This is a genomic window from Providencia sp. R33, from assembly GCF_019343475.1.
In the GTDB taxonomy this organism is placed as follows: Bacteria; Pseudomonadota; Gammaproteobacteria; order Enterobacterales; family Enterobacteriaceae; genus Providencia.
The window spans coordinates 2,752,352-2,778,886 of sequence record NZ_CP072453.1; the positions used below are offsets into that span (position 1 = coordinate 2,752,352).

Sequence of the window (26,535 nt, forward strand, 5' to 3'; positions counted from 1 at the left end):
TGTTGAAGGAGGCACTATGCTTAACGAGCCGAATGTGAGCATCCAAGTTCAGAGTGTCTACATCGAGAGCCAATCTCAGCCCGATATTGCCAGATATGTGTTTGCTTATACTATTTGCATTCGCAATTTAGGGCGCGATCCCATCCAATTAATGAGCCGCTATTGGCTCATTACGAACAGTGATGGCCATAAAACAGAAGTTCAAGGTGAAGGTGTTGTTGGCGAACAGCCAATTATTCAACCGGGAACCGAATATCGTTATACCAGTGGTGCCGTTCTTGAAACACCAATGGGAACGATGGAAGGCTATTACGTGATGATTAGCACACAAGGGGACAATTTCCATGTGGACGTCCCTGCTTTTCGTCTGGCAATTCCAACACTAATTAATTAATTATGTCGACATATATAGTAGGTGATATTCACGGATGCTATCGTGAATTACGTGAATTGATGGACAGCGTCAATTTTGACCCGCAACAAGACACGCTATGGCTAACCGGTGACTTAGTTGCTCGTGGTGCAGAGTCGCTGCAAGTTTTACGTTATGTCAAGAGCTTGGGTGATTCTGCTCGCTTAGTATTGGGCAATCATGACCTTCATTTGCTTGGGATCTACTGTAAAATTAGTCGTAACAAGCCGAAAGACCACCTTGATGAATTATTGCATGCGCCTGATTTGGATGAACTAATCAACTGGTTACGTCGCCAGCCACTGCTGCAAATCGATGAAGAGCGAAAAATGGTGATGACCCACGCAGGGATCACGCCGCAATGGGACATTGAAACAGCCAAAATGTGTGCGAGGGAAGTGGAAGCCGTTCTCTCCAGTGATGCCTATCCTTTATTCATTGACTCAATGTATGGTGACATGCCTAATAATTGGTCTGATAACTTGATGGGGCTTGCTCGCTTACGTTTTAGCACCAATGCACTGACACGCTTACGATACTGTTTTCCTAACGGCCAATTGGATATGATCTGCAAAGAAAATCCGAAGAAAGCCCCTGCGCCTTTGAAACCTTGGTTCAATTTACCTAGCCAGCTGCCTGAAGATTATTGCGTATTTTTTGGTCACTGGGCATCATTGGAAGGAAAATGCACACCAGATAACGTGTATGCAATGGACACAGGTTGCTGCTGGGGTGGCGATTTAACGCTATTCCATTGGGAAACCAAGCAATATCACCACCAAAAGTCCTACCAAAAGAGCCGCAAAGAATCCTAATTGAATAAAATGTAAAATGGCGCAATTAAGCGCCATTTTTATATTTATCATCGATTGAAAATCAATCTCTTTTCGTCAGAATTTCGAAGCAATACCCATGAGTATTATTTTCATCCGCTTCATGATATTCCGTAAAGATAGAATCCCACTCATCTGGCTCATATGCAGGGAAATGCGTATCGCCAATCACTTCTGCATCGACATGTGTCAAATAAAGCTTATTGGCTAACGGTAGAAATTGTTGGTAAACCTTACCGCCACCAATCACCATCACTTCTTCTACGTTTTCTATTGCTTGTGCGGCAGCGAGTGCCTCTTCAATAGAAGTTACCCAAATGACCGTGTTATCCGCACCTGCTGGCTGACTACTCAGTACAATATTGACTCGCTGCGGTAATGGGCGACCAATAGACTCATAAGTTACGCGCCCCATAATCACGGGTTTATTTAACGTATTTCGTTTGAACCACGCGAGATCCCCAGGCAAATTCCAAGGCATCGCTTTTTCCATGCCGATAACCTGATCGATCGCCATTGCTGCGATTAAGCTAATATTCATTTACTCACCTTAGAAGCAAAATATAAAAATTGAGCACACTATACGTAAAGAGATTTGCTTCGTCGACTAAATTTAAACTTCCTTAAACAGCTTTGAATCACTTATACTCAAATTGCTAAAATTAAGACTAAAAATAACATTAAAAATCAAAAAAAAGCCTGTTTTCCTCTCTAAAGTGTCAGACATTCAGTAGATAATGGTCAAGCCCCAAAAATACCAAAACAGTGCTAAACAAAGAGACCTGTATCATGTACGAAACCAGTATTATGGTGGCGACAATCGCCGCATTAGGGATGCTCTCACCGGGGCCCGATTTCTTCCTTATTGTCAAAAATGCCGCCCGCTACCAACGTTCTGCGGCGCTTATGACTGCCTTTGGTGTCATTGCAGCCATTGCCTTGCATATGTCTTATTGCGTTGCGGGTCTTGCTGTGCTGATTACCACAACACCTTGGCTATTTAATATCTTAAAGTACGCAGGTGCTGCTTATTTAGTGTGGATAGGAATAAAAAGCCTATTGCCACAGTCGAGCAATCTGGCCGATTTGAGTACCACTAAACACGAAATTGTTTCATTTAAAAAAGCCTTTATGCAGGGGTTTCTTTGCAATGTACTCAATCCCAAGGCAACACTGTTCTTTCTTGCCGTATTTACCCAAGTGTTGGATATCAATTCGACATTTGGAGAAAAACTATGGTTTGCCTTTATTATCTGGGGGTTAGCTGTTATTTACTGGCCTATTTTAGTCTTTCTTATCCAAAGTGCCCCTGTTAGAAAAGGTTTGGCAAAAGTGCAAAAATACGTCGATAGAGTACTAGGCGTGATTTTAATCGCCTTCGGAATTCGTGTGGCACTGAGCTGATTCATTTATCTAATACATAAAAAAAGCAGGCGCTTTATTGAGCGCCTGCTTTTTGTTTTTTGACAGAGAATTAGTATTGCATCGTGTCTTGTGGTGCAACCACCATCTGCCCTACTGAACCTAAATCTGCTTTTTCTAAATTTTGGCTATAAAACAAAAATGGAAAATGGTTGTAGGAAGGCTGCATCATCTGCACTAATAGTTCAGTACGCCCACTAACCCAAACAGTGTCTTTCCAACCATAGTCTTCTGGTGGTGTTGGTTGCCCGTTACGATTAATGATTTTAAAGCGTACACCTTCTATGTGAAATGCCTGAGGTTCATTCGTGGTGACAACCCAACGCTCCCAATTTCCTTGGCGACTACTGATATCCACACGGTTGGTATCTATAGTGGAATTATTAATACCAAAGCCATCATTAAGGTGAATATCCCTTTGTGTAATACTGGAAGTCACTTGCGTCTTGTCTTCTGTCAACTGTGTTGGCAAGCCATCTGTTACCAACGACATCAAACCAGTTGCTTTGATAGTTAGCACATTCGTTGAAATCAAGCTGTTTGAAGGCTCAAACAGCCCTTTAAGCCTATCCATAAACGTGGCAGATTCACCTGCTGTGATAGTCAATTCCTGCGTTTTCGCCATATCGATCAATACTTCACGCCGTTCACCTGGTGCGAGTGGTAATTCTTGAACGTTGACAGGAACGGTTAATAAACCTTGGTCTGATGCAATCATTGCAAATGGGCGCCCATCACTGATTTTCATCACATAATTTCGTGAGTTCGATGCATTTAATAACCGCAAACGTACCCAGCCACGAGACACTTCGATATAGGGGTTTTGCACACCATTGACTAATAATGTATCCCCAAGGAAGCCATTTTCTTCAGCTTTATACTCAGGTACACCAAAGTTATCCAAGCGTTTGTCTTGGATGATCACGGGGAAATCATCTACACCATAATGGTTAGGTAATCGAAGGCTTTTTGTGACATCATCTTCAATAATCCACATGCCTAATAACCCATTATGAATTTGCTGCCCCATTTTCCCTTGCGTATTTGCGTGATACCAAAGTGTCGCGGCATTCTGGCGAATTGGGATCACGGGAGACCAATCTGCGTTAGGCGAAATCAGCCTTGCCGCACCCCCAATTTGTGTTCCCGGTATTTGCAGCCCACTGATTGTCATAGAAACCGCTTCGGGTAAACGGTTACTGTATATCAGTTTGATATCATCACCATTTTTGACTTTGACAGTCGGACCAGGTGAAGAGCCGTTCACACCCCATACATCCGCAGAATACTTTCCATCAAAAGACCAATGGATTTTTTGCAACGTTAAAAATAGAGGTTGCCCAGAGCGTGATTCCAGCAGAGGGGGTACAGGTAACTCCCTAGAGCTCTCCGCATGGGCGCTCATTGGCACATAGGAAACACACAGAGCCAACCCTACCGCTACAACGGCTTGGCATCGATTGAATGACATAAATTCTCCGCTAAACAAACATTCCAGCGCATTTTATTTTTAAGTATTCGAAATTTTCAGCCTATGAGTTGGCTAATTTTAGATTGGCGCTGGTAATAATACGACTTAGAGACAACAATTTGTTACTTCGCTAATTTTGCGAGCCATGATATCGCGAAAAAAGATTAAATTCTAAAAATATCTTTCTAATATATAAAAAATTAATTAATAGAATTATAAATTGTGTGGTTTATTAATTAGAAAAGAATATAAGGCAGGAAAATAATTATTAGCTTAACGTTAGTTAGCAGGCCTCGATAAAACTTAGGGCAATGATAGTTCATTGCCCTTTTGATGTATTGGATTAATTTATTACGCTTTTTTCGCTTTCTTATTCAGTTCTTCAACTTCTAAATCAAGCTCTTTGATTTTGGCTTCCATCAATGAATGGCAATATTCCGATAATTCCCTAACCTGATCTCTTGTATAGGTTGAGGTATCGATAGGCTCTAGCATCTCAATGATAACATGGCCATTATTCCAACGATTTAACGCAATTTTGCCCTGCGTGGTGGATACACACACTGGTACAATCGGTACGCCCGCAGCAATAGCAGCATGGAACGCACCCGTTTTAAATGGGAGTAAACCACGACCACGGCTACGTGTTCCTTCAGGGAACATCCACACGGAAATTTTACGTTTTTTGATTTGATCGGCCACTTGAGAAATCGTGTTATGCGCTTTCGAACGATTCGCACGGTCAATCAAAATGTTACCGGTGATCCAATATAAAAAACCAAAGAAAGGGATGAACACCAAGCTTTTTTTACCCACTGTCACCGTTCTAGGCAACACGCCATTAGACATCGTGACCATATCGTAGTTATTTTGGTGGTTACCTATATAAATACTTGGGCCGTAGCTTTTGGCTTTTTTAGGTACGCGGTTGATGACTTTTATGCCAAAAACCACTGATAAGCGCCCAAACATATGGCCGAATGTCATCACATGTTTTGGGTTACGCGGGCTGAATAAGCAATAGATACCACCGCCCACACAAACGAGGATGGTGTAGATAATGACAATAATCGCTCTAATAAGCGCTAACATACTAACCCCAAATTAGCGGAGCATCAGCGCCCCGCGATGAATTTTAACCTTCGGTGCCAAATACAATACCTTGATAAGGCACCCATTCAATTTATTATTATGCGTTATCTACAGGTTCGATATCGATACGCTCAATATTGTGCATTCCACGCGGCAACGATGTTCCTTTACGGCCACGCTCCGAACGGTATTTCTGTAGATCTTCGGCTTTAAATTTCAGTTTTCGTTTACCAAAATGCAGTGTTATTGAAGCACCAACAGGTAAAAGCATCAACCATGTTAATACATCTTCACCGCTTGCTGCTTGCGCGCCTGCAATATTGATAATTTTGTTGCCTTTACCTTTTGATAGTTGAGGCAAGTCGGCCACAGGGAAGATTAACATACGCCCTGCTTTGGTAATGGCTAATAATAAGTCTTCTTGCTCGTTATTTAGCTCAATCGGTGCCAGTACTTTTGCATTTTCAGGCAATGAAATTAGCGCCTTACCAGATTTATTTTTTGTCACCAAATCATTGAATGTACAAATAAACCCATAACCCGCATCTGACGCCATCAAGTATTTTTGCTCTTCAGGTGCCATTAAGACATGCTCAATCGTTGCGCCTGGTGGCAACGTTAGTTTGCCAGTAAGCGGCTCACCTTGGCTACGTGCAGATGGCAATTCCAGAGGATCAACCGAATAGCTACGCCCTGTGGTATCGAGGAATACCGCAGCTTGGTTCGATTTCCCACGGGCTGCACCTTTAAAGCCATCGCCAGCTTTATAGTTCAGGTTGGTTGGCTCAATGTCATGGCCTTTCGCACTACGTACCCATCCCATATCAGACAGCACAACCGTAATTGGCTCTGATGGTAGAATTTCGTGCTCGCTCATGGCTTTCGCTTCTTCACGCTCATGGAGTGGAGAACGGCGATCATCGCCATAGGCCTTCGCATCTGCCTGAATTTCTTTTCTAATTAACGTATTCAGACGGCGCTCTGAACCTAAAATCGCTTGTAGCTCATCACGCTCTTTTGCTAATTCGTCTTGTTCACCACGGATTTTCATCTCTTCCAGTTTGGCTAAATGACGTAATTTGAGCTCTAAGATAGCCTCTGCCTGTGTGTCCGAAATATTAAAACGGGACATCAACACCGATTTGGGCTCATCTTCAGTACGGATAATTTCGATAACTTCATCAATGTTTAGATAAGCAATTAACAAGCCATCTAAAATATGCAAACGCCTTAAAACTTTGTCTAAACGGTGATTCAAGCGGTTACGCACAGTTTGGCGACGATATGCAATCCACTCCGTTAATATCTCCACCAAGCCTTTCACCGCAGGGCGGTTATCTAGGCCAATCATGTTGAGGTTAACGCGGTAGCTTCTTTCTAAATCGGTTGTGGCAAATAAGTGAGTCATCACTTGTTCGAGGTCAACACGATTACTACGCGGAACAATCACTAAACGAGTTGGGTTTTCATGGTCAGATTCATCACGTAAATCTTCCACCATTGGCAATTTTTTCGCGCGCATTTGGCTCGCGATTTGCTCAAGAACTTTAGCGCCTGAAACCTGATGAGGTAATGCTGTAATAACTGCATTGCCATCTTCTTTTTCCCACACAGCACGCATACGCACTGAGCCACGGCCGTTTTGATAGATTTTACGAATATCTTCACGGGAAGAGATAATTTCAGCTTCTGTTGGGAAATCAGGCCCTGGAATATACCCCATAATCTCATCAAGATTCAGGGTCGGTTTTTCCAGTAAAGCGACTAAGGCTTCTGCCACTTCACGGGCGTTGTGTGGCGGAATATCCGTTGCCATCCCGACCGCAATCCCCGTAGTACCGTTTAATAAAATATTGGGTAAACGCGCAGGTAACATTTTCGGCTCATTCATCGTGCCGTCAAAGTTCGGTACCCAATCAACCGTACCGTGACCTAACTCGCTCAGCAATACTTCAGCGTATTTTGATAAACGTGATTCTGTATAACGCATCGCAGCAAATGATTTCGGATCATCGGGTGCCCCCCAGTTTCCTTGACCATCCACTAATGGATAACGATAAGAAAATGGCTGCGCCATCAACACCATCGCTTCATAACACGCGCTATCACCATGTGGGTGATATTTACCTAACACGTCACCGACGGTTCTTGCTGATTTTTTATATTTCGCGTTATTGCTCAGGCCAAGTTCTGACATCGCATACACGATACGACGCTGAACAGGTTTTAATCCATCACCAATAAATGGTAGCGCCCTATCCATGATGACGTACATCGAATAGTTTAGATAAGCGCTTTCAGTAAAGGCGTGAAGCGGTAAACGCTCCACACCATCATGAGTAATTTCACTCATTCAATTCGTTCCTTACTCTTTTTATCGCAGGATGTTAGACATCAATTTCAGCCATATCGCCTTTTTCTTGCAGCCAATTACGGCGGTCTTCTGAGCGTTTTTTCGCTAAAAGCATATCCATCACTGCAAGGGTTTCTTGGTAGTTTTCATCATCGATGATCAACTGAACAAGGCGACGAGTATTAGGGTCCAACGTGGTTTCGCGCAATTGAAGTGGGTTCATTTCCCCCAGCCCTTTAAAGCGCTGAACGTTAGGTTTCCCACGTTTACGGCTTAACCTGTCGAGAACCGCATTTTTTTCACTTTCGTCTAATGCGTAAAAGGTTTCTTTGCCTAAATCAATACGATACAACGGTGGCATTGCCATATACACATGCCCCGCTTTCACTAAGGTTGGGAAGTGGCGAACAAATAACGCGCACAATAGTGTCGCGATATGCAAACCATCCGAGTCCGCATCCGCAAGGATGCACACTTTACCGTAACGTAGCTGGCTTAAATCTTCGCTATCAGGGTCGATACCAATCGCCACAGAAATATCATGAACTTCTTGTGAAGCTAACACTTCATCAGAAGAGACCTCCCATGTATTCAGTATCTTACCACGCAGTGGCATAATCGCCTGATATTCGCGGTCACGAGCTTGCTTCGCGGAGCCCCCTGCTGAGTCCCCTTCAACGAGGAACAGTTCGGTCATTTTTAAGTCTTGCGAGCTACAATCCGCCAGCTTGCCCGGCAATGCAGGGCCGCTTGTTAGCTTCTTACGTACCACTTTTTTCGCAGCACGCATCCGGCGTTGTGCGCTTGAAATCGCCATTTCCGCCAGTTGTTCCGCAATTTGCACGTTTTGGTTTAACCACAGGCTAAAGGCATCTTTGACTACCCCTGAAACAAAGGCGGCACATTGGCGTGAAGACAAGCGCTCTTTGGTTTGCCCGGCAAATTGTGGGTCTTGCATTTTCACTGAAAGCACATAGGTACAGCGCTCCCAGATATCATCCGCCGATAATTTTACACCGCGTGGTAGGATATTACGGAATTCACAGAATTCACGCATTGCATCCAACAAACCTTGGCGTAACCCATTGACGTGGGTACCGCCTTGCGCGGTTGGGATTAGGTTCACATAGCTTTCAGTCAGTAGCTCGCCACCTTCTGGCAGCCATAGCAGCGCCCATTGTGCCGCTTCCGTTTCACTGGAAAACTCCCCAATAAAGGGTTTTTCTGGCAAGGCTTCTAAGCCATCAATGGATTCCATCAAATAATCGGTTAGCCCATCGCTATAGCACCAGCTTTGCTCAGTATTGTTGAGCTGATCCTTAAACGTGATTTTCACGCCAGGGCATAAAACGGCTTTGGCTTTTAAGTTATGGGTTAAACGGGAAACAGAAAATTTCGGGCTATCAAAATAGCTCTCATCAGGCCAAAAGTGCACGCTAGTCCCTGTGTTACGCTTCCCACAAGTGCCAATCACATGCAAATCTTCGACTTTATCGCCATTTTCAAAGGCGATTTGATAAACTTGGCTATCACGGCGCACGGTCACTTCAATACGTTTTGATAACGCATTAACAACAGAGATACCAACACCATGTAAACCACCTGAAAATTGGTAGTTTTTATTGGAGAATTTTCCCCCTGCGTGTAACTGACCTAAAATCAATTCAACCGCGGAGACTTTCATTTCTGGGTGGATATCGACAGGCATTCCACGCCCATCATCAATCACTTCAATAGATTGATCTGCATATAAAATAACTTCGATGTGCCCCGCGTGCCCAGCAAGCGCTTCGTCGACACTATTATCAATTACTTCTTGAGCCAAATGGTTCGGCCGCGAGGTATCGGTATACATCCCCGGACGACGGCGAACAGGCTCCAAACCACTGAGGACTTCAATAGCCTCTGCGTTATAACTAGATTGAGTCATATTGTCATTCTGCGGTAATTGGTGATTAATTGAACTATTCAATCAGTTAGTTACTGGTGATAATAACAGTGTTCATGCGTTTTAGCACTATTTCTCTACCAATTGAAGAAAATGGATAATTTGAGAAAAGTAAGCGTCAAAACCAATAAAGGCATGATTACCGTCAGGTTCCACAGTCTGTTTACACTTTGAAAGATAGGTAACAGCTTCGCGATAATCAAGTACTTCATCACCCATTTGTTGTAACAGCCAAATTCGATGAGATGCAGAAAGCTGTTCGATATGTAGTGATTTTAGCTCGCCAATATGTTTTGGTTCCAGAACATATTGTTCATGGGTATAGGGGTTAATGTTGACACCCAAATAGTCTTGTAGCAAGTCAAACGGGCGCACTGCAGGGTTTACTACCACTGCGGGAAGGTGATAACGCTCTGAAAACCAAATTGAAAAATAACCACCAAGCGATGAGCCGACCAAACCAATATGGTCATGTCGATGTTGCTGAATAATTTCATCCAACATCATTTCGGCTTGTGCTGGGAAATTCGGCAATTGAGGCACTATCATATTGATATGTGGATAGTTAGCTTCTATCCATTGCTTTAAGCTATTGGCTTTTGCTGATAGCGGCGAGCTATTAAAGCCATGAATATAAAGTAAAGTAGCCATCGGGAATTAATAACCGTCAGAGTCTAAGTCAGGACTAAATTCACGGGTTTCCAAGCGATGCACCGTTGTCGTAACATGCCTTTGCCCTTTTTCATTCACGCTTAATTCAAGATATCGCCAACCCGGCGCAACAGTATCTAAGGCAAAATTTGTACAGTGTGGCTTAAATTGAACGCAAGTCGATGGCGTGGCTAATAAACGGATCCCATGCCAGTTTTCATCCATTTCCTGATGAATGTGCCCGCAAAGCATCGCTTTCACATTTGGGTAGTCTTTTAAATAATCCGCTAAGATATGTGAATTTCTTAAACTGTGTTGATCAAGCCACGTACAGCCTGATGGCAGAGGATGGTGATGCAGCATCACTAATGTGGTGCGTTGCGGTTCCGCATCCAAACTCGCTTTCATCCATTCCAGCTGTTGCTCAGAAAGCTCACCGTGCGGCACATCTTGCAATTGGCTATCTAGCATAAGAATTTGCCATTCTTCGCCAATCAAAATCTGTTTTGCACTCGAAATTCCCGCTACACGCAAGCTTTCTACCATTGCAGGCGGATAATCATGGTTTCCGGGGAGCCAAACGCAAGGTGCGGGAATACGTTCAATGCCTTTTGCAAAGTGTTGATAAGCTTTTGGTGATTGGTCTTGAACCAAATCCCCTGTCGCAACGATCAAGTCAATTGGGAGATTTTGTGCTGCGATAGCATCAAGTACCGCCTGATAGCTTTTATAGGTGTTTACACCTAAAAGAGTATTTTCTGTGTTTGCAAACAGATGCGTATCAGTAACCTGTAAAATTCTCACAATGTTAGAGTGCTTTGCAGTCACTTCAAGCTGGCTATCCAAAAGTCTTCCTTTTCCGTCAATATTATTAATGCCTAATCTATTCTATTCATTATAACTATACAAAAACTCAACACACTTACAGTTTACTTTGAAACTTAATTTTATGACTTTCACTTAATTACTCTAAATAATTCGAGTTGCAAGCAGGCGACAATCGGAGCTATCCCAAGGAACATACATAAGTATGTGACTTGGGTTGCGCAGTGCAGCCAACACACTTGCAGCTTGAAGTATGACGAGTAATTGGAGTATGACGACTAATTCGTAAAATATCTGCTAATCAGCACACACTTCACTAGATTAATTGTTCTTTAAGATTGTTTCATCCATTTTTCATTAAGTTTATGATAATTGAGCTGTAACCACTGAATAGCAATGACTGTTGCTGCATTATCGATAGCACCATTTTCTACCCATTGGTAGGCCTGCTCTCGGCTGACAACGTGTACTTTGATATCTTCATTTTCAGATGCTAAGCCGTGAATACCTTGGGCTTGGCTGCTATCTACCTCACCAATAAACACGTGCATACGTTCCGTCGTACCACCAGGGCTTGAAAGGTAGCTGAGCGCTTTTTCCGTATGATGGATTTCTAGACCAGCTTCTTCCATCGCTTCACGGCGAATAACCTCTTCTGGAGATTCATTTTCTTCAATCATTCCTGCAACAGCTTCGAGCAGCCACGGCGTTTCGCTAGTTTCTATTGCTGGGAAACGAATTTGTTCGATTAACACCACATTATCAGTTTGTGGATCGTAAGGTAAAACTACCCCTGCGTGACCGCGCTCAAAAACTTCACGGCGAATTTCATGACTCCATCCGCCCGCAAACAACCGATGGCGGAATCGGTATTCAATCATTTGAAAAAAACCATTAAATAATTTACGCTTGGATATAATTTCAACATCATTTTTGCCAAACTTAACTGGCTGTTCTATTTTATCTGTCATTGCATTCTCCAAACCCATTAATTTCCATCTTAAGGAAATAATTGTGGATTAAAACTGTTTTTAAAGTTTTTTAGCCTTAGATGAGGTAATGTTTAATAAAATTGAGACAAAATGGCACAAAAGGCTACCGTTAATTCAAACGAACCTCTGCTACAATAAGCGCCATTATTCAAATCTAAGAGCAACAATAGGGTCTGTTTTTTTCATGACTGTCTCTAAAACGCATTTTTTATATCAATCGCCTAAATTAGGCATGGTACGTTTTAGGCAACAGACTCAACATAATTTGCTGTTTAATCAAGGAATCAAAATGAAGAAACTGCTTCCCCTTTTAATTGCGATGAGTTTTGTGGGTCTCAGTACCAATAGCTTCGCAGACGATTTACTGCAGGTTTACCAAAAATCGAAAGAAAGTAACCCTGAGTTAAGAAAATCATTGGCTGAACGTAACCAAGCTTTTGAGAAAATTAATGAAGCTCGTAGCCCATTATTACCTCAATTAGGTTTAGGCGCAGGGGCTAGCTATGGCAGTGGTTACCGTGATGCAAATAATACCGAAAGTACGGGTTTAAATGCCTCGCTGAAATTAACGCAAACTGTTTTTGATATGTCGAAATGGCGCCAGCTGACGATCCAAGAAAAAACTGCAGGTATTTCTGATGTCACTTACCAAACCAGCCAACAGCAATTAATTTTAAATACGGCAACTGCATACTTTAACGTTTTAAAAGCAATTGACGCATTATCTTATATTGAAGCCAATAAAGAAGCGGTTTATCGCCAATTAGACCAAGTTACACAACGTTTTAACGTTGGTCTTGTTGCAATAACTGACGTGCAAAACGCCCGCGCAAACTACGATAGCGTTATCGCGCAAGAAGTTGCAGGTCGTAACGACTTAGAAAATGCGATTGAAAAACTGCGTCAAGTCAGCGGTGTGTACTATAACCAACTGGCATCTTTAAATATCGATCGTTTTAAAACTACTGAGCTGGGCGACATCAACGCTATCTTAAAAGAAGCGGAAGAACGTAACCTTAGCCTGTTAAGTGCGCGCTTAGCTCAAGACGTTTCTCGTGAAAACATCCGTTTAGCAGAAACAGGTCATATGCCAACAGTTAGTCTTGATGCATCAACCGCAGTGACTAATACCTATAACCACGGTAGCGGTTACAATAATAGCTTAACGGGTAAAGGCGCAAGCAACAGTTATAATGGGCAAAATAGCATCGGCTTAAATTTAAGCATTCCATTATACACTGGTGGTGCGACTAGCTCACAAGTTGAACAAGCACAATACGGCTTCCAAGGTGCAAGCGAGCAACTGGAAAGCGTTTATCGTAATGTAGTTCAGTTAGTGCGTTCATCATTTAATAACGTCTCTTCATCTATCAGTAGCATCAATGCATACAAACAAGTTGTTGTCTCTGCACAAAGCTCGTTAGATGCAATGGAAGCCGGTTACCAAGTGGGGACTCGTACGATTGTTGACGTATTAACATCAACCACTGCGCTGTACCAAGCGAAGCAAAATCTGTCTAATGCACGTTATGACTATATGATTAACCAGCTGAATATTGAATTTGCTCGCGGCACATTAAATGAAGATGATATTGCGCGCTTAAATGCGAACTTAGGCAAAGAAATTTCTACTGAGCCAAGCAGTATTATTCGTAACACCAATGCCCCTAAGATTAAATAATTTGCGCATTTAATTTTAGACAAATAGAATGACCCGCTGCTTTGGCGGGTTATTTTTATCAAAGCTCAACAGAAACCCCCTAAATCATTCGTTTTGCCCAAATTGAATCAGCTAAAACAGTTTTACCTTCCCTCAGTGGCAAAATTCAGTCAATTCTCACTTTAGTTATTATTAAATAGTTCAAAAAACAACCTTTAATTAATTTATTGATATTTAATAAAAATATTCATTTTTCTTTTTAGTTTTGAACCACCTTTTCTCAAAAAAGAGAAGAAAGTTACAAAAATGATAATTTCAATCTATTTCTGCCATATTTCTGCTTTAATTTTCGACGGTTATCCCCTATCCTAGAGGTAACTTATAAAACATCTTACTTAAATCTTATTCAGGGTAATTACCATGACCATGAAGCGTACCAAAAATATTAATCAAAACGCCTTCCGCAAGTCTTGGCGTTCATACCGTTTAGCGCCTGTCGCAGTCGCTGTTAGTGCGGTATTTATGCTTTCTGCCTGTGAAGAAAGCGATGAAACGGTATCTCTGTATACCAATGCACAAGATTGTAGCCAAGCAAATCCATCTCAAGCAGATCAATGTACTCTCGCTTACAACAATGCATTACAAGAAGCCGCAAAAACTGCGCCTAAATATGAAACACAAGCAGACTGTATTGCTGAATTTGGTGAGTCTATGTGTACTCAAGCCCCTGCTCAAGCAGGTCTTGCAGGAACAAGCTCAACCAATGGTGAACAAACCGCACAAGCACAAAGTAGTGGCGGCAGCATGTGGATGCCACTCATGATGGGTTATATGATGGGTCGCATGATGGGCGGTAGCGCAGCATCTCAGCCACTGTTCAGCTCGAAAAACCCAGCAAGCCCAGCAAACGGCAAGTTTGTTGATGCATCAGGTAAAAGCTATGGCCCTGCAGTTGCAGGCGGCCGTTCAATGAGCGTACCAAAAACGGCAATGGCACCTAAGCCACCGACCACATCAACTGTAACTCGTGGTGGTTTCGGTGACACCGTTAATAAGCAAGCAATGGCCCAACGTTCATCTTCATCTGCAAAATCAACGTCTTCTTCCCGTTCAATGGGTGGTTGATCTGTAATGAAACGAGTTCCTATTGTTGAGCGCCCGAATTGGCGCGAAAAAGCATCTGAGTTTGGTTTTGAATTTCACACCATGTACGGCGAGCCGTACTGGTCTGAAGATGCGTATTATCAATTCACTCTGGCACAAATCGACGAAATCGAAGATGCAACTGCTGAACTGCATCAAATGTGCCTAAAAGTGGTTGAACGTGTTATTGAAAGTGACGAATTACTGGCACGTTTTCAAATTCCTAAACACTGTTGGGAATTTGTCCGTAGCTCGTGGAAAAGCGAACAGCCTTCATTATATTCAAGGCTCGATCTTGCCTACGATGGCGTCAACCCACCGAAGTTACTGGAAAATAACGCCGATACGCCAACATCTTTATATGAATCCGCATTTTTCCAATGGATCTGGTTAGAAGATCAAATTGAAGCTGGCAAACTACCTGAAAATGCGGATCAATTTAACAGCATTCAAGAACAGTTGATCGAACGTTTTACTCAGCTTAAAGATCAATACGGTTTCCGTCTGCTACACATGTCTTGCTGCCGTGATACGGAAGAAGACCGCGGCACAGTGCAATATTTACAAGACTGTGCCAATGAAGCGGGCGTTGCTACTGAGTTCTTATATATTGATGAAATCGGTTTAGGTGAAAGAGGCGAATTCACAGATACACAAGATCAGGTTATCAGTAATCTGTTTAAGCTGTATCCATGGGAGTTTATGCTACGCGAAATTTTCTCTACCAAGCTGCAAGATGCGGGTGTTCGCTGGTTAGAACCTGCTTGGAAGAGCATTATTTCGAACAAAGCGTTACTACCAATGTTATGGGAAATGTTCCCTGATCATCCAAACCTGCTTCCGGCTTATTTTGCTGATGGCAAAACGCAGCCTGAGCTCGATAAGTACGTGATTAAACCGCTGTTTTCCCGTGAAGGTGCCAACATCCGTATTATTGAAAATGGCAAAGAAATTGCCGCAGCGGATGGCCCATACGGCGAAGAAGGTATGATTATTCAACAATTCCACCCACTACCGCAATTTGAAGGTAGCTATACCTTAGTCGGGAGCTGGTTGGTGAATGATCAACCAGCGGGGATTTGTATTCGTGAAGATAAAGAACTGATCACCCAAGATCTGTCTCGTTTCTATCCACATACAATCATCGACTGATCAATTCCTCGATCACAAAAGCCCAATCAATTGATTTTGTTTGGGCTTTTTTATACCTTAAAAAAAATGACAACCTAAAATATCCGTGCGATTTGATCGAAATATGACGAAGGAATTTCTCTAAATAGTTCGAGTTGTAGCTAAGCGGCAAACCAAGTCATTCAAGTATGTGATTAAGATGACTAAGAGAAGCCAACAACGTTACAGCCTGAAATATGACGAAAATATTCCTCTAAATAGTTCAGGTTGTAACTAGGCGGCAAACGAGGCAATTCTTAGGAGCATACATAAGTATGTGACTAAGATTGCAGAGTGAAGCCAACAACGTTACAGCCTGAAATATGACGAGGAAGAACCGACGATGACCGACATCATACTCAACGACCCCGACACAATTCCTTCAATCGGTGTGCTTACCTCTTCTTCACCATCCCAAGCTCCTAAAATGGGTAAAATAGGCAGGTAATGTTCTGCGGATGGATTCGATAATTTGCCATCTTCCCTTTCTAGCCCTTTAGTGAGCGGGTGTGGGAGAGCTTTGCTTTGCAAGTTATCGTAGACAAATTGTTCAAAAGACAAAGCCCATGGATAAGGCTCTGCTTGTGCATTTTGCCAATTCATCGCCCGCAGATTATGCACCACATTACCACTGCCCATAATAAGCACGCCTTGCTCTCTGAGTACCGACAATTTTTTACCTAATTCGTGGTGCCAAACCGCAGGTTTTGTGCCGTCAATGCTTAGTTGGATCACCGGAATATCAGCTTCCGGGTACATGCGCACTAAAATCTCCCATGTCCCATGGTCAAGCCCCCACTCTTCCTTATCAAGGTAAATAGGTTCTGGTGCTAATAAATCAGCAACCTGCTGAGCAAGTTCTGGTGAACCTGGTGCTGGGTATTCAATTTGGTATAACGCTTCTGGAAAACCACCAAAATCATGAATCGTTTTAGGTTTTAACATCGAGGTCACCGCCGTACCACGAGTGTACCAGTGCGCTGAAATCACCAATATCGCGTTTGGACGAGGTAAGGTTTTACCGAGCTGCTCCCACGCTTTGGTATAAGGATTGTCCTCGATAGCATTCATTGGGCTACCGTGGCCTATAAAAATCGCGGGGATCTTGTTATTTACGACTGAAGTATTTACCGACATGATGATTTCAACTCCAACTCAATTAGTTTCTACTTACAGCATACGCTTTTGTGCAAAAAACACAGTGGCCTAATTATGAGTATGATCATCAAAAAAATTGAAAAGGCCACGAGGTGTGCAACTCAGTGGCCTTAGTTAGATTCTATATGCTTAACGTATTATCAATAAATTAAATAACTTAGCTTAAATTAGCCTATTCATATTTAAGTTAAAAAAACGAGCTCTTCCTCAAAATACAATGAGGACATTCCTCTAAATAGTTCGAGTTAGCGCAAGGCGGCAAACGAAGTCATTCTTAGGAGCATACATAAGTATGTGACTAAGATGGCTAAGAGAAGCCAACACCGCCACCGCTTGAAATACGACGAAGACATCCTCTAAATAGTTCGAGTTGTGACTAGGCGGCAAACGAAGTCATTCTTAGGAGCATACATAAGTATGTGACTAAGATGGGTAAGAGAAGCCAACACCGCCACCGCTTGAAATACGACGAAGACATCCTCTAAATAGTTCGCGTTGTGACTAGGCGGCAAACGAAGTCATTCTTAGGAGCATACATAAGTATGTGACTAAGATGGCTAAGAGAAGCCAACACCGCCACAGCGCGAAATATGACGAGGATCAGCTCGCTTTCTTTTCAAGCTGCAAACGATATTGAACTAAATCCTCGATAGTCACTACCGTCAGACCATGTTGCTTACCGAATGCCGCCACATCTGGTGTACGAGCCATTGAGCCATCATCGTTGGTCAATTCACATAACACACCTGCTGGTTTGAAGCCTGCTAATAAGGCTAAATCAATAGACGCTTCTGTATGACCGCGGCGTGCTAATACACCGCCTTCACGAGCCCGTAATGGGAAAACGTGGCCTGGGTGGTTTAGGTCTGCTGGCACTGCGTTATCCGCAATCGCTGCACGAATGGTTGTAATACGGTCTGCGGCTGAAACGCCTGTCGTGACACCGTTAGCCGCTTCAATTGTTACGGTAAAACCCGTTTGATTTTGGCTGGTGTTATTTTCCACCATCATTGGCAGTTCCAGTTTTTTGCGACACTCTTCAGTGATACACAGGCACACAATGCCGCTGCTGTAGCGAATGGTGAATGCCATTTGCTCTGCGGTCATAGTTTCTGCTGCAAAAACTAAATCGCCTTCGTTCTCACGATCTTCATCGTCCAGAACAAGAACACCTTGGCCTTGACGTAAGGCTTCGAGAGCTTTTTCAACACGTTCGATTGGATTACCGAATTCGGAAAGTAGCGTATGATCCATGGTAAAAACCTCTTAAATAGTTATTAACTAGTTACCAGAATCAAGGCAGTCTTAGGATTACGAGAAATGATGAATAAATAAATTACCTATAAATGGCAACCTACCTATTCTTCAGGTATGCAGAACATGATTGTGCATTGTCGCACAAATATGCAGATACAGTTAATTCTCTCCCATCCGGACTATAACCGTCGGCTCCAGATTCACACTGGATCTGCTGACCTTTATCACCAAAATGATAAAGCGCTCGCGGGCTTCATGCGCGTTGCATGTTACCGCCGGTGGGGACTTTCACCCCGCCCTGAGATAAACGCAATTAATATAACGCCAATAATTCTACTACGCAACGGTGCTTTTCAAAATTGGCGAGCCTCTCACACTTTTGGTCAAAAAATATGAATAAAAACCTAGAGTTATCAGGGGTAATTAAAAATGCAGGAATAACTGTTTGCCCATTAGGTATAAAAAACCAAAAATACGTAAATTATCCTAAATATCTAGACAAACATCACACTTAACTGAAATAACCCATCAGTTTGTATAATAATAGTCAGTAATAAGAACACAATTAAAGGAATAGCACCGTGAAAAAGTACCGTTTTATCTTTCCCATTTTTTTAGTGATTGGCATCTTATTTTTAATCGGAACGGCTTTTGCGCTTTATTCCAGTATGGATATGGCAAAAAATGGCATCAAAACAACAGGGGTAATCACTGATCTCGATATTAGTGTTTCGGAAGATAAGTCAAAAACCTATTTTCCAATTATCGAATTTACCACCCAAGAAAATCAACAAATCGAGTTTCGCTCATCAATGGGGAGTAGCAGTTACCGAAACAGCATCGGTCAATCCATTGATATTCTTTATAATCCTGCAAATCCGCAAGATGCCATTATTGATTCACTGTTTGGCGTATATGGCCTGAGTATTATTCTAGGGATTTTCGGCGGTGTATTTACGTTAATTGGTGGCATTCCTGTTTTGCTCGGTGCCGCCAGTAAGAAAAAAAGCACCCGTTTGTTGCGTGAAGGTACGCCAATTCAAGTCAAAATCACGGGCGTTGAAGAAAATACCATGATCCAAGTGAATAGGCGTTCTCCTTACCAAATTATTGCAGATGTGCATGATAAAAGTACAAATTCAATTAAGCGTTATAAAAGTGAGAATATTTATTTCGACCCATCGCCTTATATTGATAGGGAAAATGTGACCATTTACCTCGATAAAAGTAATGCCAGTAAATACTACATGGACATCCGTTTTTTACCTGAATTGAAATAATCTTAAAATGATCATCTTGGGTAATTCAACCTTCAAGATGGTCATTTCTCCCTCAGTCTCATTCCCCCTTGCCCCCTTGTGCGCCAAGTATCATCTGGAAACAGGAAAAGAGTTTATTACCACGACAAGAGGTATTACACTACTCCCAACTCATTTCTTAAAAAATTTAAGGACCCGCGAATGCTCGATCCGAAAAAACTTGAACAAGTTGCTCGCCAAATTCAAGGTGCATTACCCCAAGGCGTACGTGATTTAGGTGAAGATTTTGATAAAAAACTGCGCTCACTGTTACAATCGCAACTCGGCAAATTAGACTTAGTCAGCCGTGAAGAGTTTGATATTCAAACTCAAGTGTTGTTACGCACTCGCGAAAAGTTAGCCAAAATGGAACAACGCATCAGCGCCCTTGAAGCCAGCTTAAGCACTGAAGAAAAAACAGCTGAATAAACCGAATTGTGACGCCCTCGTTGGCGTCACATTTTACTAATTAGACACTAACTCGCGTTCTAATAACTGTACGATATACTGGTTTTTAGAGATCTTATGAGCTGTTGTCGCAGCATTTAAATAAGCTTCCAAGCGGCTAGGATAACGTAACGTGAATGACTTCACGGTACCTTCATCTTTAAATGGCTGTATTCCTTCCTCACGACAACTTTCAATATAGTCACTTAATGAGATTTGCCCTTCTTTTTTCAGCCCTTCAATACTATCGGAAACAAAATCACAATAACCACTCACATCTAAAAATTGACCGCGAAATGCTTTAATGTCTGCTTCATAGGTGACAGAAGCAGGATGCCCATTGATTGTCATGACATTACTGCTTTTAATCATATTCCACCCCTATTATGTTTTCTAACCATTCACGTAACCCATTAACTGCGCCTTTATCCATTGTGTTTCCCGGATGTGGCTGATGTGTCAGAAACAGAGAACCAAATAAAATGAACTTGCGCCGTGATCCATTACCATTTTTAATTTTACCGCCTAGATGATTGATTAAACTGATTACTTCATCCCATCTAATAGCCGGTTTAGGTGGGATAGTCAGTATATTAACCATTGTTTTACGGTGCTTAGCACTCAACTCCCTGATTTTGATCATCGTCTATTCCATGACGTCATTAACTGATATCAATTTAAAATAAAAAAACAATGACGTCAATAAGTGACGTCATTGTTTTTAGACGCTGAGTAATAAAAAAACCCAGCTTCGGCATATCACCAAAGCTGGGTTCTCAATAATTAACGAGCTAATCAGTGATTAGCTGGTTTTCATAATATTTTTAATAATATTCGTCGTTGAAATACCATCTTCGAAATTAAGCACTTTAACTTCACCACCCGCAGCCCAAACCTCAGCACTGCCTGCGATATCTTCAGGGCGATAATCACCACCTTTAACCAGAATATCAGGAAGAACTTCTGCAATTAAACGTTGCGGCGTGTCCTCTTCAAAAGCCACGACCCAATCGACAGCCCCTAGTGCGCCTAAAACAATCATGCGCTGCTCTAATGGGTTCACTGGACGAGTTTCACCTTTAAGGCGACGGGTTGATGCATCACTATTTACTGCAACAATCAGTCTATCACCTAATTTACGTGCATTGGCTAAATACGAAACATGGCCTGCGTGTAAAATATCAAAGCACCCGTTAGTCATCACCACGCGCTCACCACGTTGCCTTGCATTGGCAACCGCTTGTTTGAGCTCACTTTCGGTCATCACACCAAAGCCCGTATCTGCACGGCCACGGATCGCATTTTCTAATTCGATAGGGGAAACGGTGGATGTCCCAAGTTTACCAACAACAACACCCGCTGCGGCATTTGCTAACGCACAGGCTTCATGTAATGGACGACCAGATGCAATTGATGCCGCTAATACACCAATGACCGTATCACCCGCCCCCGTGACATCAAACACTTCTTGTGCTTGTGTTGGCAGATGTAATGGCGCTTCATCACGGCGGATCAGGCTCATGCCTTGCTCTGAACGCGTGATTAATAACGCTTTTAATTCCAATGAATTAAGTAGCGCCATCCCTTTTTCTTCAACATCTTGATTTGTCTTGCAAGGCCCAACGATAGCCTCAAACTCAGACATATTTGGCGTTAATAACGTCGCACCACGATAGCGCTCAAAATTGCTGCCTTTCGGGTCAATCAATACGGGTACACCCGCTTTATTCGCTAACGCTATCATTTTTTCAACGTGAGTTAATGCGCCTTTTGCGTAGTCAGATAGCACTAATGCACCGATGTGTGGTAATGCTTGCTCAATACGCTCTAAGACTGGCGCCACATCAACGTTGTCAAAACCTTCCTCAAAATCAAGGCGGATCAATTGCTGATTACGAGACAGCACTCGTAACTTTGTAATCGTCGGGTGTGTTGGGATCGCAACAAAATCACAGCGGACTTGTACGGCATTTAAATTTTCCGTTAATGCTTTTGCTGCATCATCAATCCCTGTTAAACCAACAAGGCGAGAGCTTGCCCCCAATGATGCAATATTCATCGCAACGTTCGCTGCACCACCTGGGCGCTCTTCTACCATAGTGACTTTAACCACTGGTACAGGGGCTTCTGGGGAAATACGGTTTGCAGGGCCATGCCAATAACGGTCTAACATCACATCGCCAACTACCAGCACACCGGCTTTTTTGTAATCCGGAAGAGTTACTTTCATCCTGCACTCCAGTTTAAAAAGAAAATTTAATCGTAATTAGCGAAATATTAGCATATTGCGCTAATTAGCCAAATAAAATACGTTTTAACTCATTCACCTAGCCATTTTTGCCAACTGTCTAGTACTTGATCACGTTGCTCCGCAAATTGGCTCATATCCACACGACTGGGTAATGACTGCAAGGCTAAATGGTGCAGTTCATTGCGCATAGTAACGTAAGCTTGGGTTAGTGCGTTGGCTTCTACTTCTGACATAAAATCGTACTGGGCCATTAGCTCAAAAATACGCACATTGTCAGACCAACGTGTTAATGCTTTGTTTTGTGAAGCGAAACGCAACACTAAATATTGCGCGATAAACTCAATATCCGTGATCCCACCAGGATCAGCCTTTAAATCAAACTCATTGGCTTGATGGCTACCTAAGTGCTGGTGCATTTTCACTCGCATATCCCGCACTTGTTGTTGCAGGGTGATTGCATCCCTCGGTAAGCACAGGGTTTCATGACGAATTCGGGTAAATTGCTGCTGTAATTCAGCGTCGCCAAATACCATCCGCGCACGAATGAGCGCTTGGTGCTCCCATGTCCACGCATCATTTTTTTGGTAATCATCAAAGGATTGAATGGTACTGACCAACATCCCAGATTCCCCTGATGGCCTTAAACGGGCATCCACTTCATACAAAACCCCTGATGCCGTACGCGTGCTAAATAAGTGAATAATGCGCTGTGCAACGCGTAAATAAAACTGCCTTGCATCAATGGAACGTTCACCATTAGTGACCACATTCAAGGGGCAATCAAACAGAAAAACCAAATCTAAATCAGAGCTATATCCTAATTCCCAGCCCCCCAACTTGCCGTATCCTAATACAGCAAAACCATATTTCTTGCTATCACTCTCACCCTGCGCTAAATGGGCAGGTTCACCGTAGCGTTTCACCATTTTTTGCCATGCTTGATGCACTACAGCATCAATAATGGCTTCTGCAAGATAGGTTAAGTGATCGCTGACTTTCATAACCGGAAGCACACCCGAAATATCTTCCGCGGCGATCCGCAATAGTTGCGCCTGTTTAAATTGGCGCAATGCTTCCAACTGCTGCTCTTCATCCTCTTCAGGCACACGCATCAAATATTGGCGTAACTCATCGCGATATGCCGTTAATGGCAAAGGTTGATAGAGCGATTGTGGATCGAGGAGTTCGTCGAGAAGCAATGGGTGGCGAGAGAGCTGCTCAGCAATCATAGGTGAAGCTGCACACAAACGAATAACGTGGGTCAGCACCTCGTCAAATTCAAGCATTAACTCTAGGTAAGTGGTTCTGCTAACGATGCTTAGCAACAGCGGCGTAATACGTTCAAGGACTTGCCCGGCATCATCGCGTTCACCAATTTTCGCCAATAATTTCGGCATGAGTTCATCAAGAACATCACGTCCTCGCGGCCCGATGGTGCGCTTGTTCAGATCATGGCGGAACATTACGATACCATGAATGATCCGCTGGGCAATGTCTTCACTCTTAGAAGGTAAATAGGCGGCTAGCTCTTCTTTGGACAGGTCGCTTTGCCATAACGTGATGTAAATTTCATCAAAATTACCCGCATCTTCACCATCGTCATCTTGCCCAATTTGTTCAGCAAATATTTGGTGGACTGAAGCCATTTTTTGGTTTAGTGATGCGTAAAAATCCGCCCAACTAGCAAAATTCATTCCCCACGCTAAACGAGCTTGGTTGAGTGCATCATCAGGGAGTGTTTGAGTTTGTTGGTCATCAATACTTTGCAGCAAATTTTCCACTCTACGCAGAAAAATGTAGCTATCTTGCAAGATATCTAGCTGACTGTCGGGTAATAAAGCGAGTTCGCGGATCCCTTGAAACGTGGTAAACAAGGATTGTGATTGTAAAATCGGTTCACGCCCCCCGCGGATCAGCTGGAAAACTTGGGAAATAAACTCGATCTCACGGATCCCACCTGCGCCCAGCTTGATGTTATCCACCAAACCACGGCGGCGTACCTCCCGCTCAATCATATTTTTCATATTGCGCAGGGACTGGATCACGCTGAAATCAATATAGCGGCGATAAACAAACGGGCGCAATAATTTACGCAAACTTTCGGCGTAATGCAGGCTATCGGGCCCCATAATCCGCGCTTTAACCATCGCATAACGTTCCCAATCACGCCCTTGTTCTTGGTAATAATCTTCCAGTGCTGAAAAGCTGAATACTAGCGGGCCGCTATCACCAAACGGTCGCAAACGCATATCCACTCGATAAACAAAACCGTGGACGGTGACTTGATCGAGCATGCGGATCAACTTTTGCCCTAAGCGGGTAAAGAATTGCGCATTATCAAGCTCTTTGCGGCCACCTTGCGTAACACCGTTTTCTGGGTAGGCAAAAATAAGGTCAATATCGGAAGAGAAATTCAGCTCTCTCCCCCCTAATTTGCCCATTCCCAGTACTAACAACGGTTGTGGTTTTCCTTCGTGATTACAAGGAGTTCCCCATTGCTGGCTATATTCCTGATACAACCAATCCCTTGCCGCAACAATCAAGGTTTCTGCTAATACACTAAGTTGGTAAATGGTGTCTTGCTGCGAACACACAGACAATACTTGCATCCACGTACAGCGCACTAATATTTGGTGACGAAACGTGCGCAGCACCTGCATTAAATGATCTTCACTTGAAACAGATGAAACACTGTCCGCAAGCCATGTTGCATAATGTTGCCACTCATCAGCTTTCGGTGGATTTGTGCGGATATTCGTTAGAAACCGTGAATGCGCAAGAACCTGCTTAAGTGCGAAATCACTAAAAGAGAGCACTTGTGCTTCATCTTCACTCAAAGGCAATAAATCAGGCGCTTGGCCAGCTAACTGATTTAAAACACGTTCTTTTTGGGCTCGGAGTAAATCAGGCAGTGGATGCATGTTGTTTAAATCCTAGTGATCTTCTTGGTAGGTCAGCGCACTTAACCATTGAATAAAGGCCAGCTTACACTTTAACCACTGGCTGCTATAACAAAAATCATCCGCACTGATGGCTTCATTCGCAATATCTAAGCGTAATTGGTCTAACGGCGTATCATGGATAAAATGTGGGGCAGAGTTTTGATAATGTACCAAAAAAGCTTGAACAAAACGCAAAAACTCAACAAAACTTTGGCGTGCATCGTTTTCACCAGCTAACCAATAAGTTTCATGTTGTTGACACAATAACTGCATATGCGTCAGCGATTTTTCAATTGGCTGTTCTTCATAATCAAATAGTGATTCAGGACGGGTTAATGGCGCTTTAGTCGGTGAAAGCAGGGAATAACCTCGAGCGGCTTTACTTAAGGAAGACAGATACAGTCCATCAATGTCAGCAAATTTTTTCGCTAAATTAAGGACATCCGCAATAAAGCCTTTTTTGAGTTCTAACTCAAACTCCTGAATAGGTAAATCTTTTGCACCTGCACAGATTTCACCTTGGTCAAGCACGACTTCAATTTCGCTATCTTCAAATGTCACTAGCCATTTTTCACGCGTAAAATTGGTGCTAAACAACACACTGAGCTCAGATTGCAATGCTGTAATATCCGTGCCTTCAGGCCAGATTTCTTCAGGAAAAGCAGCAAGATTCAGCTCAGGAGAATCAATATCTACATTGTATTCAGGTCGCTGATGCAAACCACCAATCGCCTGCCCCGCCGTTTTCATCGTCATTTCATAGTGCCCATCGCAACCACGAATGCGCAGCCCCATATCCCATTGACGTAATTGCCTTTGTGGCGTGTCAAAATAAATATTGGTTAGCTTCGTTGGCTCACTATATTGATGGGGCAATGTTGATATACTCTGACGAACAGCCTCTATGGCCTCACTTTTGGCGGCTAATTTGAGTTCAACCTCGATGTGGCTCATACATATCCTTATTTGATAATTTCACTGCTCTCATCTTACCCCAATCAAGCGATGCTGAGAAAAGAATCTGTATTGAAATCAAAAATTCTCTCTGCCAGATTTCTTTTAGAGAGTTATCTTGAAAAAAGGGTAAAAATAAGGGTAATTTAGACAGTTAGGATAGTTCTCATTATCCTTTAGAGGACCAAGACATCGGTGTTTAGGGTTTGCACCCTGCCACTTTACTTATTAGTATTCAATGAATACCACATTCATT

23 protein-coding genes and 1 riboswitch are annotated in these 26,535 nt (G+C 42.8%); of the genes, 8 read left to right on the forward strand and 15 right to left on the reverse strand.

Features of this window, described 5'->3' with window-relative positions; genetic code table 11:
• Positions 1-16 precede the first annotated feature (16 nt).
• Together apaG and apaH are read left to right on the forward strand one after the other, a co-directional pair.
• On the forward strand, positions 17-394 hold the full coding sequence (apaG, locus tag J6836_RS12910; RefSeq protein ID WP_219244434.1) for a Co2+/Mg2+ efflux protein ApaG: 378 nt from the start codon (positions 17-19) through the stop codon (positions 392-394).
• A gap of 2 nt (positions 395-396) precedes the next feature.
• Positions 397-1,227 carry a bis(5'-nucleosyl)-tetraphosphatase (symmetrical) ApaH gene (gene apaH / locus J6836_RS12915; RefSeq protein WP_219244435.1) on the forward strand — a complete coding sequence of 277 codons (831 nt, stop codon included), beginning with the start codon at positions 397-399 and terminating at the stop codon, positions 1,225-1,227.
• 61 nt (positions 1,228-1,288) lie between these two features.
• Here the strand turns inward: apaH and folA are convergent, their stop codons facing one another.
• On the reverse strand, positions 1,289-1,786 hold the full coding sequence (gene folA, locus J6836_RS12920; RefSeq protein WP_219244436.1) for a type 3 dihydrofolate reductase: 498 nt from the start codon (positions 1,784-1,786) through the stop codon (positions 1,289-1,291).
• A 248-nt stretch (positions 1,787-2,034) separates the two neighbouring features.
• Between folA and J6836_RS12925 the strand changes: the two genes are divergently transcribed.
• Positions 2,035-2,649, forward strand: coding sequence for a LysE family translocator (locus tag J6836_RS12925; RefSeq protein ID WP_219244437.1), 615 nt, complete (start codon positions 2,035-2,037; stop codon positions 2,647-2,649).
• Positions 2,650-2,719: 70 nt separating this feature from the next.
• On the opposite strand, the gene ftsP is transcribed toward J6836_RS12925, so the two are convergent.
• The 7 genes from ftsP to nudF form a co-directional block, all read right to left on the reverse strand.
• On the reverse strand, positions 2,720-4,138 hold the full coding sequence (gene ftsP / locus J6836_RS12930) for a cell division protein FtsP (RefSeq protein WP_219244438.1): 1,419 nt from the start codon (positions 4,136-4,138) through the stop codon (positions 2,720-2,722).
• Between the two features lie 351 nt (positions 4,139-4,489).
• A complete protein-coding gene (locus tag J6836_RS12935) occupies positions 4,490-5,230 on the reverse strand; it encodes a 1-acylglycerol-3-phosphate O-acyltransferase (RefSeq protein ID WP_219244439.1) in 741 nt (246 codons plus the stop codon).
• A gap of 97 nt (positions 5,231-5,327) precedes the next feature.
• Positions 5,328-7,583, reverse strand: a complete 2,256-nt coding sequence (parC, locus tag J6836_RS12940; RefSeq protein ID WP_219244440.1) for a DNA topoisomerase IV subunit A — start codon at positions 7,581-7,583, stop codon at positions 5,328-5,330.
• A gap of 34 nt (positions 7,584-7,617) precedes the next feature.
• Positions 7,618-9,513 carry a DNA topoisomerase IV subunit B gene (gene parE / locus J6836_RS12945; protein WP_219244441.1) on the reverse strand — a complete coding sequence of 632 codons (1,896 nt, stop codon included), beginning with the start codon at positions 9,511-9,513 and terminating at the stop codon, positions 7,618-7,620.
• Between the two features lie 87 nt (positions 9,514-9,600).
• Positions 9,601-10,182: an esterase YqiA gene (gene yqiA / locus J6836_RS12950; protein ID WP_219244442.1), complete on the reverse strand. Its 582-nt coding sequence runs from the start codon at positions 10,180-10,182 to the stop codon at positions 9,601-9,603.
• Between the two features lie 6 nt (positions 10,183-10,188).
• Positions 10,189-11,028 carry a 3',5'-cyclic-AMP phosphodiesterase gene (gene cpdA / locus J6836_RS12955; protein ID WP_219244443.1) on the reverse strand — a complete coding sequence of 280 codons (840 nt, stop codon included), beginning with the start codon at positions 11,026-11,028 and terminating at the stop codon, positions 10,189-10,191.
• Between the two features lie 311 nt (positions 11,029-11,339).
• Positions 11,340-11,978: an ADP-ribose diphosphatase gene (gene nudF / locus J6836_RS12960; RefSeq protein WP_219244444.1), complete on the reverse strand. Its 639-nt coding sequence runs from the start codon at positions 11,976-11,978 to the stop codon at positions 11,340-11,342.
• A gap of 310 nt (positions 11,979-12,288) precedes the next feature.
• Between nudF and tolC the strand changes: the two genes are divergently transcribed.
• The 3 genes from tolC to J6836_RS12975 all read left to right on the forward strand — a co-directional run bounded on the left by tolC (position 12,289) and on the right by J6836_RS12975 (position 15,954).
• Complete coding sequence (gene tolC, locus J6836_RS12965) at positions 12,289-13,680, forward strand: outer membrane channel protein TolC (RefSeq protein ID WP_219244445.1); 1,392 nt, start codon at positions 12,289-12,291, stop codon at positions 13,678-13,680.
• 399 nt (positions 13,681-14,079) lie between these two features.
• A complete protein-coding gene (locus J6836_RS12970) occupies positions 14,080-14,784 on the forward strand; it encodes a DUF1190 family protein (protein WP_219244446.1) in 705 nt (234 codons plus the stop codon).
• A 6-nt stretch (positions 14,785-14,790) separates the two neighbouring features.
• Positions 14,791-15,954: a glutathionylspermidine synthase family protein gene (locus J6836_RS12975; protein WP_219244447.1), complete on the forward strand. Its 1,164-nt coding sequence runs from the start codon at positions 14,791-14,793 to the stop codon at positions 15,952-15,954.
• Between the two features lie 327 nt (positions 15,955-16,281).
• Here J6836_RS12975 and ygiD read toward each other — a convergent pair whose 3' ends face one another.
• Both ygiD and ribB read right to left on the reverse strand, forming a co-directional pair.
• Positions 16,282-17,109: a 4,5-DOPA dioxygenase extradiol gene (ygiD, locus tag J6836_RS12980; protein ID WP_219244448.1), complete on the reverse strand. Its 828-nt coding sequence runs from the start codon at positions 17,107-17,109 to the stop codon at positions 16,282-16,284.
• Between the two features lie 621 nt (positions 17,110-17,730).
• Positions 17,731-18,384 (reverse strand): 3,4-dihydroxy-2-butanone-4-phosphate synthase, encoded by a 654-nt coding sequence (ribB, locus tag J6836_RS12985; RefSeq protein WP_219244449.1) that lies wholly within the window; start codon positions 18,382-18,384, stop codon positions 17,731-17,733.
• A gap of 161 nt (positions 18,385-18,545) precedes the next feature.
• A riboswitch (FMN riboswitch) is annotated at positions 18,546-18,697 on the reverse strand.
• A gap of 271 nt (positions 18,698-18,968) precedes the next feature.
• On the opposite strand from ribB, the gene J6836_RS12990 reads away from it, so the two are divergent.
• Both J6836_RS12990 and ubiK read left to right on the forward strand, forming a co-directional pair.
• Positions 18,969-19,667 (forward strand): DUF3592 domain-containing protein, encoded by a 699-nt coding sequence (locus tag J6836_RS12990; RefSeq protein WP_219244450.1) that lies wholly within the window; start codon positions 18,969-18,971, stop codon positions 19,665-19,667.
• A 180-nt stretch (positions 19,668-19,847) separates the two neighbouring features.
• A complete protein-coding gene (gene ubiK, locus J6836_RS12995) occupies positions 19,848-20,114 on the forward strand; it encodes a ubiquinone biosynthesis accessory factor UbiK (protein ID WP_206083691.1) in 267 nt (88 codons plus the stop codon).
• 36 nt (positions 20,115-20,150) lie between these two features.
• Here the strand turns inward: ubiK and J6836_RS13000 are convergent, their stop codons facing one another.
• From J6836_RS13000 to J6836_RS13020, 5 genes are all read right to left on the reverse strand, one after another.
• Positions 20,151-20,504 carry a type II toxin-antitoxin system HicB family antitoxin gene (locus J6836_RS13000; RefSeq protein ID WP_219244451.1) on the reverse strand — a complete coding sequence of 118 codons (354 nt, stop codon included), beginning with the start codon at positions 20,502-20,504 and terminating at the stop codon, positions 20,151-20,153.
• The gene (locus J6836_RS13005; RefSeq protein WP_219244452.1) at positions 20,497-20,775 is read right to left on the reverse strand and encodes a type II toxin-antitoxin system HicA family toxin; all 279 of its coding nucleotides are present in this window, start codon (positions 20,773-20,775) and stop codon (positions 20,497-20,499) included. Before J6836_RS13005 ends, J6836_RS13000 begins: the two co-directional genes overlap by 8 nt.
• A gap of 159 nt (positions 20,776-20,934) precedes the next feature.
• Entirely contained in the window at positions 20,935-22,362 is a 1,428-nt protein-coding gene (gene hldE, locus J6836_RS13010; RefSeq protein WP_219244453.1) for a bifunctional D-glycero-beta-D-manno-heptose-7-phosphate kinase/D-glycero-beta-D-manno-heptose 1-phosphate adenylyltransferase HldE, read from the reverse strand.
• 89 nt (positions 22,363-22,451) lie between these two features.
• Positions 22,452-25,304, reverse strand: coding sequence for a bifunctional [glutamate--ammonia ligase]-adenylyl-L-tyrosine phosphorylase/[glutamate--ammonia-ligase] adenylyltransferase (gene glnE / locus J6836_RS13015; protein WP_219244454.1), 2,853 nt, complete (start codon positions 25,302-25,304; stop codon positions 22,452-22,454).
• Positions 25,305-25,316: 12 nt separating this feature from the next.
• Entirely contained in the window at positions 25,317-26,279 is a 963-nt protein-coding gene (locus tag J6836_RS13020) for a CYTH domain-containing protein (protein ID WP_219244455.1), read from the reverse strand.
• Positions 26,280-26,535: the final 256 nt, after the last annotated feature.